The organism is Streptomyces sp. ADMS, from assembly GCF_033441795.1.
Taxonomy (GTDB): domain Bacteria; phylum Actinomycetota; class Actinomycetes; order Streptomycetales; family Streptomycetaceae; genus Streptomyces.
Genome location: NZ_JAVFVX010000164.1, coordinates 1 through 11889, shown reverse-complemented (window position 1 = coordinate 11889; position 11889 = coordinate 1). Strand labels below are relative to the sequence as shown.

Below are 11889 nucleotides of genomic sequence, written 5' to 3'. Positions count from 1 at the left end.
CGAACAAATATTGCGAAAAGCCCTGTACCGGGTTACCGGTACGGGGCTTTTCTGCGTTTCAAGGCTGATCTAGATGGTGTCTCTCCTCCCGAGGAGAAACACCATTCAGAGGCGGCCTGCAGCTTTCAGGGCCAGATATGCGTCAGCGAGCGCCGGCGCCAGGTCATCCGGAATTGCGTCGACAACCGTGACGCCGTGGCGGCGGAGGTGTTCGGCGGTGCGATGGCGTTCCGTCTGTGCCTGGGCGGCGGCTGCGGCCTCGTACACCGCTTCGGTGTTCCCTCGGGCTGCCGCCATTTTGGCGATGTGCGGGTCCGCCACCGAGGCCAGGAGGACCGTGTGGCGCTGGGTCAGTTGCGGGAGCACGGGAAGCAGGCCCTCTTCGATGGGGGCAGCGTCGAGGCTGGTGAGCAGGACGATCAGGGAGCGTCTGGGGGCCGTACGGAGTGTGGTGGCCGTGAGGCCTCGGGCGTCCGTTTCGATGAGTTCGGGTTCCAGGGAGGCCATCGCGTTGACCAGGGACGGGAGGACGTCGGCTGCGGCGCGGCCCTGGACCAGGGCGCGTACCCGGCGGTCGTAGGCGAGGAGGTCCACGCGGTCGCCGGCGCGGGAGGCCAGGGCCGCGAGGAGGAGGGCCGCGTCCATGGAGGCGTCCAGACGGGGGGCGTCGCCCACGCGGCCCGCCGACGTCCGGCCGGTATCGAGGACTACGACGATGTGGCGGTCTCGTTCGGGGCGCCAGGTGCGAACCGCGACCGTGGTGTGGCGGGCTGTGGCGCGCCAGTCGATGGAACGGGTGTCGTCGCCGGGGACGTACTCGCGCAGGCTGTCGAATTCCGTGCCTTCGCCGCGGGTCAGGACGCTGGTGCGGCCGTCGAGTTCGCGCAGGCGTGCCAGCTTCGAGGGGAGGTGCTTGCGGCTGGTGAACGGGGGGAGGACGCGCACCGTCCACGGGACGCGGTGGCTGCCCTGGCGGGCATAGAGGCCCATGGGGCCGTACGAACGGATCGTGACGCGGTCGGCCTGGCGGTCGCCTCGGCGGGTGGGGCGTAGGCGGGTGATGACGCGGCGGCGTTCGCCTGCGGGGACCGTCAGGCGGTGGCGGGAGGCTTCCACCTCGGTGCCGGACTGCCAGCTGCTGGGGGGCCAGGCGTCGCGGAGGCGGGCGCGGAGCAGGCGGCCGGACGGGTTGGTGACCGTGAGCGTGACGTCCGCTGATTCGCCCAGGCGTGCGGATGTGTCGCCGGAGCGGCTGAGGCCGAGGCGGCGTACGGGAGCTGCCAGGACGTAGTCGCAGGCGCAGGCGACCGCCAGGGGGCCGTTGACGGCGAGGAGGCTCGTCCAGCCGGGGTCCCAGATGCCGACGGGGATCGAGCCCAGGGCCGCCAGGAAGGCGGTGCGTCCGGTGAGTGCCATCAGCGAGGGACGGGGACGTGGGCGAGGATCGCGTTGATGACCGAGTCGGCCGTCACGCCCTCCATCTCGGCCTCCGGGCGGAGCTGTACGCGGTGGCGGAGGGTGGGCAGGGCCAGTGCCTTGACGTCGTCGGGGATGACGTAGTCGCGGCCTGTCAGCCAGGCCCAGGCACGGGACGTCGCGAGGAGGGCTGTGGCGCCTCGGGGGGAGACGCCCAGCGTGAAGGACGGGGATTCGCGGGTCGCGCGGCAGATGTCCACCACGTAGGCGGTGATCTCGGGGGAGATCGCTGTCTTGGCGACGGCCGAGCGGGCCGCTTCCAGGTCCGCCGGGCCTGCCACGGGGCGTACCCCGGCGGCGCGCAGGTCGCGCGGGTTGAAGCCCTCGGAGTGGCGGGTGAGGATGTCGATCTCGTCCTGGCGGGTGGGGAGGGGGATCGTGAGCTTGAGGAGGAATCGGTCCAGTTGGGCCTCGGGGAGGGGGTAGGTGCCCTCGTACTCGACCGGGTTCTGGGTGGCGGCGACCAGGAACGGGTCGGGGAGGGGGCGGGGAGTGCCGTCGACCGTGACCTGGCGCTCCTCCATGGCCTCCAGGAGGGACGACTGGGTCTTCGGGGGCGTGCGGTTGATCTCGTCCGCGAGGAGGAGGTTGGTGAAGACCGGGCCGGGCTGGAAGGAGAACTCCGCGGTGCGGGTGTCGTAGACGAGGGAGCCGGTGATGTCGCTAGGCATCAGGTCCGGGGTGAACTGGACGCGCTTGGTGTCGAGTTCGAGTGCGGATGCGAGTGCCCGGACGAGCAGCGTTTTGGCTACTCCGGGGACTCCTTCCAGCAGGACGTGTCCGCGGCAGAGGAGGGCGACGACGAGGCCGGTCACGGCGGGGTCCTGGCCGACCACGGCTTTGGCGATCTCGGAGCGCAGGGCTTCCAGGGAGGCCCGGGCGGTGCCCGGGTCCCCGGTGATCCCGGCGTTGTCAGTGGTCGGGTCCATCATGGACGGCGTACCTCTCTTTCGAGGGCGTCGAGTTGGTCGGCGAGGGAGATGAGTGCGGCGTCGTCGCCTGGCGGCGGGCCGAAGAGGAGGGAGTGCAGGGACTGTCCGTCTCCGTGGTCGTGGGGGTGGGCGGACAGAGCGGGGAGCAGGGCCTCGGGCGTGTGTGCCTGGGGCACGGGGACGCCTACGAGGGGGGCGAGGCGAGTGCGGGTGGTGGAGCGGAGAGCGCCTGCCGCGCGGTCACGGGCGTTGGCCTTGTGGTAGAGGCGGGCGCGGCCTTCGACGGTTTCGGAGGCGCGGATCGCCACGGGGAGACGTTCGGGTACGAGGGGGCCGAGTCGGCGTGCCCGCCAGAGGGCGGCCAGAGCTGCGGCGACGAAGAGCTGCAGGGTGCCCCACAGCCAGCCCGAGGGGAGCAGGTCGAAGAAGCCGCGCTCGCCGGAGTCGGTGAGTGATTCGTCGGAGAGCGAGGGGAGGTACCAGGCCAGGTGGGGGCGGGAGCCGAGCAGTTGGAGAGCGAGCGAGGCGTTGCCGTGCTTGTCGAGGCGGTCGTTGTAGAGGATGTCGGGGGCGCCGAGCACGACGGTGTCGCCGGTCCCCGTGATCGCGGGGACGCGTACGAGTGTGGCAAGGCCGTCGCTCGGGTAGCACGCGTCGGCGTCGGAGGCGCTGGTGTCGTAGCGGAAGCCGCCCGTGTCCGCGGTGCCGGCTCGTCGGGCCGCGGGCAGGTCGCAGTCGGGGGAGAGCTTCGAGGCGAAGCTGAGTGCGGGGTCCGCGCTGACGCCTGGGGCGAGGCTACCGACGGACGGGCTGCTGGGGGCGATCAGGACCGTGCGTCCGCCGGAGCTCTGGGTCGCCCTGTGCAGTTGTGCCTGTTGACGGTCGGTCAGAAGGTCGGGGGCCGCTATCAGAAGGGTCGTGTCGGCGTCCGCCGCGGCGCTTGCCTGGGCGAGGGTGGTGACCACACGCGTGGACACGCCCCGGTCGGCGAGGAGTTCGGCGACGGCACGGCTGCCGCGGGGTTCGGCGGAACGCGGGTCGAGGCTGCCGCGCTGGGTGCCGGAACCGATCACGGCGATCGTGACGGCGCCCACGAGGAGGAGGACGACGGCGAGTACGACGCCGCGCGCGCGGGTCCACACCTGGCGGGCGGTGGGCGAGGCCGAGGTGGTGGTGGGGAGCGTGGCCTCGGTGCTCATTCGGCGGCTCCCTGGCGGGCGTTGCGGACCGTGCCGGGGGCGCTGCTGTTGATCGAGAGGGAGGGTTTCGTGCGCTCCAGGTCGTCGTCGAGTTCGGTGAGACGGCGGTACATCTGTGGGTTCGCGGTGCGTCCGCCGTACGTCACATCGTCGAAGTCGTGGGCCGCGGTGCGCAGGCGGTCCGTGTGCGCGGGCAGTGTGCGGCCCGCTTCCGCGGCCGCCTCGTCGGCGGTGCGGCCGGGGCGGGCGTCGAGAAGCGCGCGTTCCTCCAGGGAGCGGACGATGGCGCGCATGCGTTCCTGGACGGCCTGGTTCCAGTGGCCCTGGGCGGCGTGTGCCTCGGCGGTGGCGCGGTGCTCGGCGGCGCTGCGGGGGCGGTCGTCGAAGAGCAGGGAGGAGGAGGCGGGGCCGGGGCGCGGGGCGCCGAGGCGCCACCACAGGGCGGCGATCACGGCTACGACGGCAAGAAGGACCACCACCAGTCCGACGGCTCCTCCGGGGGTCGCCGTCGAGGCCGCGTTGAACAGCCCGTCGAGCCAGTCCCAGAAGGCGTCCATGGCGCGTTGGAGCAGGCCGGGGTCGTTCTCGTGGTACATGCGCTTGGACAGCTCGCGCTGGGCTGCCTCCCGCGCGGGATCACGCGGGATCGTCACCGGCGGGTCGTCGCCCGCCAGCGACAGTACTGCGGTGCCGCCGGCGCGCAGCAGGGCTCGTACGGCTGCTTCCACGGTGTGCGGCAGAGCCGGCACCGTGGTGAGAACTCCCCCCGTCAGGCTCACCGCATCAGCTCCCCGGGGTGGCGCCCGAGGCGCCGGAGCCCTGGACACCGGCGGCGCGGGCCAGGTCGAGGTCGAGGGCCTCGCGGCGGATGCGCTGGTCGATGTAGAGGAGCACGGTCACGCCCGCGGTGATGGGGAAGGTGAGCATGGAGCCGATCACCGAGCCGATACCGCTGACGACGAGGAACGTCCAGCCGAGGCCGCCCGTGCCGTTGAGGAAGCCGCTGATGCCGTCCCCGGTGAGGGCTGCGGCGACGAAGGTGAACGGGAGGACGACGATGGACGCGACGACCATCGCGATGATCCCGGCGAGCAACTGGATGCCGAAGACCCGCCACCAGGAGCCGCGGACGAGTTTCGTGGAACGGCTGATCGACTTCACGATGCCCTGCTTCTCCAGCATCAGCGCCGGCGAGGCCAGCGAGAAGCGGATCATCAGCCACAGTGCGACGATGCTCGCGCCGAAGCCGCCCAGGACGGCGAGTGCCGTGCCTCCGCCCTCCGAACCGGAGACGGCCACGAGGAGGCCCGGGGTGATGCCGACGGCGAAGACCGCGACGGCGGTGAGCAGCAGCAGGAAGATGAGGCCGAACAGCTTCGGGAGCTGCGGGCGGGCGTCCCGCCAGGCTTCGCCGATGGTCACCGGCTTGCCGAGCACGGCGCGGCTGGTCACGGCTGTGAGCAGGGCCGTCGCGATGACGGTGCCGATCAGGGAGATCACGAAGAGGACGCCGGATCCGAGCAGGGCGTCGCCCATGGCGCGGCTCATTTCGTCGACGCTCGCGCTCGAGTCGAGGGTGTCGACGCTGGTGCTGTCGTCCAGGACGAATCCCTGGAGGATGACGGCAACGATCTCCGTGATGACCGCGACGGTGAGCGAAATGCCCAGCACGGTGCGCCAGTAGGCGCGCATCGTGGAGACGGCGCCGTCGAGGATCTCGCCGACGCCGAGAGGGCGCAGCGGGATCACGCCGGGCTTGGCAGCGGGCGGGGGACCGCCCCAGTTGCCTCCCCAGCCGGGGTAGCCGCCGGGCGGGCCGTATCCTCCGGGGCCGCCGTATCCGCCGGGGGCGCCGGCGTGCCGGCCGCCCCAGCCCGGGCCGGGAGGCGGTGGTGGGGGCGGGGCCTGGCCGGGGTTCCGGGAGCCGGTGGGGGCGGACCACTGGGCGGGTGGCGGCTGTTCCTGGGACCACTTCGGTCCGGAGCCGGTCGCGTCGGGGCGCGGCTCGTCCGAGGGTTCCCCGGGACCGGGGCGGTCGGCAGGGGCGGACGCGCCGGGCTGCTGCCCTTCGGAGGGGGCAGATCCGGGCGAGGCCCAGCCCGGAGTGTCGTTCATCGTCGCTCCTTCACGGTGCCCGTCCGCGTTCGCGGCAGGTTGACAGCCATCGTGCCATGGGGAGAGTCCCGGGGGATCGGCCCCTGTATGGGCTGGACACCTTCAATTGTCCGACGGACAGGGGGCAGACTGGACGGATGGCTGATCAGTACGCGCAATTCCGCGAGGACAACCGGCCCACCGAGATACCGGCGCTCCGCTGGGACGAACCTCCCGAGGGCCCGGTGCTGGTCCTCCTCGACCAGACGAGACTGCCGGCCGAGGAGGTCGAACTGGTCTGTACGGACGCGCCCGCGCTGGTGGCGGCGATCCGTTCACTGGCCGTGCGCGGGGCGCCGCTCCTCGGCATCGCGGGGGCATACGGTGTCGCGCTCGCCGCCGCGCGCGGCTTCGATGTGGACGATGCCGCCGTCACCCTGGGACAGGCGCGGCCCACCGCAGTGAACCTCGCTGTCGGGGTGCGCAGGGCACAAGGTGCGTACCGGGCGGAACTTGCCGGGAGCGGTGACCGGGAGCAGGCAGCTGCGGCTGCTCTGGCCGCGGCACGGGCGCTGCACCGTGAGGACGCCGAGGCCAGCGCGAGGATGGCCGTGCGCGGGCTGGCCCTCCTGGACGAGTTGCTGCCCGGCGGCGGGCACCGGGTGCTCACGCACTGCAACACCGGATCGCTGGTGTCGGGTGGCGAGGGGACGGCGTTCGCGGTGGCGCTGGCGGCGCACCGGGCGGGGCGGCTGCGCAGGCTCTGGGTGGACGAAACGCGCCCGTTGCTGCAAGGTGCTCGCCTGACGGCGTATGAGGCGGCGCGCAGCGGAATGGCGTACACCTTGCTCACGGACAACGCGGCGGGCTCCCTGTTCGCCGCCGGGGAGGTGGACGCGGTACTGATCGGGGCCGATCGGATCGCGGCCGACGGTTCGGTGGCGAACAAGGTGGGGAGCTATCCGCTCGCCGTGCTGGCCCGGTACCACCACGTGCCGTTCATCGTGGTGGCGCCGGTGACAACGGTGGATCCGGACACCCCCGACGGGGCGTCGATCGAGGTGGAACAGCGTGCCGGACACGAGGTGACGGAGATCGCCGCGCCTCAGGTGCCGGTGGCAGGAATGGAAGCGGGAGGCGGAATTCCGGTGGCACCCCTGGGGACCCAGGCGTACAACCCGGCGTTCGATGTGACGCCTCCCGAGTTGGTGACGGCGATCGTCACCGAAGCGGGTGTTGTTTCGCCCGTGACGGCTGAGGCGCTTGCTGAGCTGTGTGACAGGTCACGCCGGGTAACGATTTAGTTAATGGGATGATGGCGTTTATGAAGGGACGAGTCCTTGTCGTCGATGACGACACAGCACTGGCCGAGATGCTCGGCATTGTGTTGCGTGGTGAAGGTTTTGAGCCGTCTTTCGTAGCCGACGGCGACAAGGCGCTGGCCGCTTTCCGTGAGTCCAAGCCTGATCTGGTGCTCCTGGACCTGATGCTTCCCGGCCGGGACGGTATCGAGGTGTGCCGCCTGATCAGGGCGGAGTCCGGGGTGCCGATCGTGATGCTCACGGCCAAGAGCGACACCGTCGATGTCGTCGTGGGCCTGGAGTCGGGTGCCGATGACTACATTGTGAAGCCGTTCAAGCCAAAGGAGCTGGTCGCCCGGATCCGGGCGCGGCTGCGGCGGTCGGAGGAGCCGGCACCCGAGCAGCTGGCCATCGGCGACCTCGTCATCGACGTTGCCGGTCACTCTGTGAAGCGGGACGGGCAGTCGATCGCGCTGACGCCGCTGGAGTTCGATCTGCTGGTGGCGCTTGCGCGCAAACCGTGGCAGGTGTTCACGCGTGAGGTGCTTCTGGAGCAGGTCTGGGGGTACCGCCATGCGGCGGACACCCGGCTGGTCAACGTTCATGTGCAGCGGCTGCGCTCCAAGGTCGAGAAGGACCCGGAGCGGCCGGAGATCGTGGTGACCGTCCGTGGCGTCGGTTACAAGGCCGGACCGAGCTGACATGTCCGGGGACAGTGCCGCTTCGCCCCCCGGGCGTTCCGGGGGCCGTGCGGGGCGGCCTGTCGGCCGGCGGAAGGTGCGCGAGGCCGGCTCCGGCTGGAGGCAGTTCTTCGAGGGCGGGCTGCTCCAGGGCGGTGTCCAGGGCAGCCCGGTCCTTCGGCTGTTCATGCGCTGGGTGCGTCGGCCGCTGCTGCCCGTCATGCGGCTGTGGCGGCGCAACATCCAGCTCAAGGTCGTCGCCACGACGCTGCTGATGTCGCTCGGAGTCGTTCTGCTGCTCGGCTTCGTCGTCATCGGACAGGTGCGCAACGGGCTCCTGGACGCCAAGGTGAAGGCATCGCAGAGCCAGGCCGCGGGCGGGTTCGCGGTGGCCAAGCAGAAGGCGGACACGGCGGTCGACGCCAGCGGGGACGACGGTTCCGGTACCGGCGGCCGTCCCGCGCAGAACGTCATCCAGTGGATGAGTGACCTGGTGGAGTCCCTCTCCAGCGGCGGCCAGGGTGCCTTCGACGTCGTGACGCTGCCGATCGGTCCGGCGGGCGACGACAGCGGCGGCGGGCGCGGGCCGCGCGCCTCCGGCGGGGTGGACCCGACGGCGAGCGTGCCCGACGCCCTGCGGGAGCAGGCCGACGGCAGCGCGCTGATGGCCCAGAGCTACACCCGCATCACTTACACCAACGGCAGTGAGTCGCAGCCCGCGCTGATCATCGGCAAACAGGTCGACGACCCGAACGGGGACCCGTACCAGCTGTACTACCTCTTCCCGCTCACACAGGAGGAGAAGTCGCTGAGCCTGGTCAAGGGGACGCTGGCGACGGCAGGCTTGTTCGTCGTCGTGCTCCTGGGGGCCATCGCCTGGCTCGTGGTGCGGCAGGTCGTGACGCCTGTGCGGATGGCGGCGGGGATCGCCGAGCGGCTGTCCGCCGGGCGGTTGCAGGAGCGGATGAAGGTCACCGGCGAGGACGACATCGCGCGGCTCGGCGAGGCCTTCAACAAGATGGCGCAGAATCTGCAGCTGAAGATCCAGCAGCTGGAGGAGCTGTCGCGGATGCAGCGGCGGTTCGTGTCCGACGTGTCGCACGAACTGCGGACGCCGCTGACGACCGTGCGGATGGCAGCCGATGTCATTCATGACGCGCGTGTGGACTTCGATCCGGTGACCGCGCGGTCGGCCGAACTGCTCGCCGATCAGCTGGACCGGTTCGAGACGCTGCTCGCGGACCTGCTGGAGATCAGCCGGTTTGACGCGGGCGCGGCGGCTCTGGAGGCCGAGCCGATAGACCTCAGGGAGGTCGTACGGCGGGTGGTGAGCGGTGCGGAGCCGCTGGCCGAGCGCAAGGGGACGACGGTACGGGTCGTCGGCGATCAGCAGCCTGTCGTGGCCGAGGCCGACGCGCGGCGTGTGGAGCGGGTGCTGCGCAACCTCGTCGTCAACGCCGTGGAGCATGGCGAGGGCAAGGACGTCACCGTGAAACTGGCCGCCGCGGGTGGTGCGGTCGCGGTGGCTGTGCGTGACTACGGGGTCGGTCTCAAACCCGGTGAGGCGACCCGGGTCTTCAGTCGCTTCTGGCGGGCGGACCCGGCACGCGCGCGTACCACCGGCGGTACGGGCCTCGGCCTGTCCATTGCGCTGGAGGACGCACGGCTGCACGGTGGCTGGCTGCAGGCGTGGGGCGAGCCGGGCGGTGGTTCGCAGTTCCGGCTGACGTTGCCGCGTACCGCCGACGAGCCCCTGCGGGGCTCACCGATACCGCTGGAGCCCAAGGACTCCCGGCGTCATCGGGGACTCAACGACGCGGGTCTGCCGCACGCCGGTGGCGACAAGCTCGCCACGGTGCCGGTGCAGACGGCGGCCGCCGAGCAACGGCCGATAGCGCCGCGACTCGCCGCCACGGCCCCGACCGCCGACCCCACGGCGCTGCCCGGCAACGGCGCCCGCGTGGTGCCGCGCGCGGCCGGCGGCGTGCGGCGGGACGGTGTGTCCGGTACGGAGTCGCAGTCCTCGGACAGGGTGTCCTCGGATGCCGGGTCGGAGCGTGTGGACGAACAAGGGGAGGCATTTCGTGGGCCCTGACCGCGAGCGGGACGGTCGGCGGCGGAAAGCGGCTCGTGCGGTGGCGTACGCCGCCTGCGGGGCCGTACTGCTGGCCGGATGCGCCTCGATGCCCGACAGCGGGGATCTGCGCGGAGTCGAGTCCACGCCCCGGCAGGACGCCCAGGTACGGGTCTTCGCCCTGCCGCCTCACGAGAACGCTCCGCCGGGGCAGATCGTCCAGGGCTTTCTGGAGGCGCTGACCAGTGACGACCCCAACTTCGAGACCGCCCTCAAGTACCTGACGCCGAGTGCCGCGGAGAAGTGGCGGCCCGACGCGTCGACCACGGTGCTGGACGGCGGGCCCACCGCCGATCACGTCCCCGCGGGCAGCCGGGACGATCCCGACAACTACGCGTCCACACTGACCGGCGCCAGGTTCGCCACACTGGACTCCCAGCAGTCGTACCAGCCCGCCGGCGGGCTGTACAGGCAGACGCTGCACCTCACGCGCGAGAAGAAGAGCGGGCAGTGGCGCATCGACGACCTGCCGCAGGGCATCGTCATGGGCAAGTCGGACTTCCTGCGCAACTACACGTCTGTCAACAAGTACTACTTCGCGTCGAACACGCCGACGGAGTCGGACGGGCAGCCTGTGTCCGTCGCCGATCCGGTCTACGTCCGCAAGAAGGTCGACCCGATGACACAGACGGTGAGTTCGCTGCTGGAGGGGCCCTCACGCTGGCTGGGACCGGTGGTCAGATCGAGTTTCCCCACCGGTACGGCGCTCAAGAAGGGCGTCACCTCGCTGACCCCCGACGACCAGAACCGGTTGACGGTGCCGCTCAACGACAAGGCGAACCGGGTCGGGTCCGCCAAGTGCACCGAGATGGCCGCCCAGCTCCTCTACACCCTCCAGGACCTGACGCCCACGGGTGTCGACGAGGTCGCACTGCAGCGTGCCAACGGCACCCAGCTGTGCGTCCTCGACAAGAACCGGGCCGAGATCGTCGCCGCGCGCGGTGTGGTGCAGCGCCCCGGATTCCAGTACTTCATCGACGGTGAGCACCGCCTCGTCCGCGTGGCCGGCGACAGTGTCGAGGCCGCCGCCGACGTCGGCCCGGCGCCGGGTGCGCTCGGTGAGGGGGAGAAGGAACTGCGGTCCGCGGCGGTCTCGCGGGACGAGGACAGCGCGGCCGGCGTCTCACTGGACGGGTCCATGCTGTACGTCGGGTCGCTGGTGTCCGGCGGATCGCTCGGTGAGCCCGTGCTGACCAGCCAGGGCACGACCAGGGCCGACCGGCTGACCACACCGAGCTGGGACGGCTACGGCGACCTCTGGGTGGCCGACCGCGATCCCAGGAAGCCCCGGCTGCTGTTCCTGGAGAAGGGTGCGGGCGAGCCGCTGGAAGTGAGGACTCCGGGGCTCGACGGGCGCATCGAAGCGGTACGGGTGGCCGCTGACGGGGTACGGATCGCGCTCATCGTGGAGAAGGACGGCCTGCGATCCCTGTACATCGGGCGGATCGAGCGGGACGGGCGGCCTGCGGAGACGTCGGCCGGGTCGGCTCAGGAGAAGGCGTCGGCGAGGACGGGACAGGGAACGGGCCGGGCGACGGGTCAGAAGACCGTGGAGCAGTCGGTTGTGTCGGTCCTCGAACTGCACTCCGTGACACCGCAGTTGGAGGAGGTCACCGCAATGTCGTGGGCCGGGGACAGCCGGCTCGTGGTGGTGGGGCGTGAGCAGGGCGGCGTCCAGCAGATGGGATATGTACAGGTCGACGGCTCGACGCCGGCGGGGTCGGCGCCGGCCGCGCTGACCGGCGTGAAGGGCATCGCGGCGTCCGAGGACGAGAGGCTGCCGCTGGTGGCGTACTCGGAGGAGGACGGGATCGTGCGGCTGCTGTCCGGGTCCAAGTGGCAGAAGCTGGTCAAGGAGGGGTCGGCTCCGGTGTATCCGGGGTGAGAAGCCTTTCCGGTTCCCCAGTTCTTCGTTCTCCGGGCCCGGTTCGGGAAGCTGAGTCGGAGGCAGATTTTGACGGCTCGTCGGATGCCCGGCGGGCCGTCAGCGTTTCCGGGTGCTGCGTTGGTGCTGCTTGTGACTCTGCTGCGCAATTCCTCGGGGCCGCTGGACCGCACTCCGCGACCTGCGGC

General features: G+C 71.1%; 9 protein-coding genes. 4 read left to right on the top strand and 5 right to left on the bottom strand.

Annotated features, from left to right (window positions below; translation table 11 throughout):
• Positions 1-105: 105 nt before the first annotated feature.
• Genes RB628_RS37220 through RB628_RS37200 form a run of 5 tightly spaced genes read right to left on the bottom strand, consistent with a single transcriptional unit; the run spans position 106 to position 5722 of the window.
• Positions 106-1416, bottom strand: coding sequence for a DUF58 domain-containing protein (locus RB628_RS37220; RefSeq protein WP_318325066.1), 1311 nt, complete (start codon positions 1414-1416; stop codon positions 106-108).
• Positions 1416-2405 carry a MoxR family ATPase gene (locus RB628_RS37215; RefSeq protein WP_318325067.1) on the bottom strand — a complete coding sequence of 330 codons (990 nt, stop codon included), beginning with the start codon at positions 2403-2405 and terminating at the stop codon, positions 1416-1418. Before RB628_RS37215 ends, RB628_RS37220 begins: the two co-directional genes overlap by 1 nt.
• Positions 2405-3607 (bottom strand): DUF4350 domain-containing protein, encoded by a 1203-nt coding sequence (locus RB628_RS37210; RefSeq protein ID WP_318325065.1) that lies wholly within the window; start codon positions 3605-3607, stop codon positions 2405-2407. The genes RB628_RS37215 and RB628_RS37210 overlap by 1 nt, the downstream gene beginning before the upstream one ends.
• Entirely contained in the window at positions 3604-4386 is a 783-nt protein-coding gene (locus RB628_RS37205; RefSeq protein WP_318325064.1) for a DUF4129 domain-containing protein, read from the bottom strand. The genes RB628_RS37210 and RB628_RS37205 overlap by 4 nt, the downstream gene beginning before the upstream one ends.
• 4 nt (positions 4387-4390) lie before the next feature.
• Complete coding sequence (locus tag RB628_RS37200) at positions 4391-5722, bottom strand: glycerophosphoryl diester phosphodiesterase membrane domain-containing protein (protein ID WP_318325063.1); 1332 nt, start codon at positions 5720-5722, stop codon at positions 4391-4393.
• A 137-nt stretch (positions 5723-5859) separates the two neighbouring features.
• Between RB628_RS37200 and mtnA the strand changes: the two genes are divergently transcribed.
• From mtnA to RB628_RS37180, 4 genes are read left to right on the top strand one after another with little or no spacing between them, the layout of a single operon-like run.
• Complete coding sequence (gene mtnA / locus RB628_RS37195) at positions 5860-7005, top strand: S-methyl-5-thioribose-1-phosphate isomerase (protein WP_318325062.1); 1146 nt, start codon at positions 5860-5862, stop codon at positions 7003-7005.
• A gap of 8 nt (positions 7006-7013) precedes the next feature.
• The gene (gene mtrA / locus RB628_RS37190; RefSeq protein WP_199812060.1) at positions 7014-7703 is read left to right on the top strand and encodes a two-component system response regulator MtrA; all 690 of its coding nucleotides are present in this window, start codon (positions 7014-7016) and stop codon (positions 7701-7703) included.
• Between the two features lies 1 nt (position 7704).
• Entirely contained in the window at positions 7705-9777 is a 2073-nt protein-coding gene (gene mtrB / locus RB628_RS37185) for an MtrAB system histidine kinase MtrB (protein WP_318325061.1), read from the top strand.
• A complete protein-coding gene (locus tag RB628_RS37180) occupies positions 9767-11701 on the top strand; it encodes an LpqB family beta-propeller domain-containing protein (protein ID WP_318325060.1) in 1935 nt (644 codons plus the stop codon). Before mtrB ends, RB628_RS37180 begins: the two co-directional genes overlap by 11 nt.
• The last annotated feature ends 188 nt before the right edge of the window (positions 11702-11889 follow it).

Coding starts and splice junctions, on each gene's coding strand:
- mtrA (WP_199812060.1), top strand. CDS start 7,014: ATGATGGCGTTTATGAAGGGACGAGTCCTTGTCGTCGATGACGACACA.
- RB628_RS37220 (WP_318325066.1), bottom strand. CDS start 1,416: ATGGCACTCACCGGACGCACCGCCTTCCTGGCGGCCCTGGGCTCGATC.
- RB628_RS37200 (WP_318325063.1), bottom strand. CDS start 5,722: ATGAACGACACTCCGGGCTGGGCCTCGCCCGGATCTGCCCCCTCCGAA.
- mtnA (WP_318325062.1), top strand. CDS start 5,860: ATGGCTGATCAGTACGCGCAATTCCGCGAGGACAACCGGCCCACCGAG.
- RB628_RS37215 (WP_318325067.1), bottom strand. CDS start 2,405: ATGGACCCGACCACTGACAACGCCGGGATCACCGGGGACCCGGGCACC.
- mtrB (WP_318325061.1), top strand. CDS start 7,705: ATGTCCGGGGACAGTGCCGCTTCGCCCCCCGGGCGTTCCGGGGGCCGT.
- RB628_RS37210 (WP_318325065.1), bottom strand. CDS start 3,607: ATGAGCACCGAGGCCACGCTCCCCACCACCACCTCGGCCTCGCCCACC.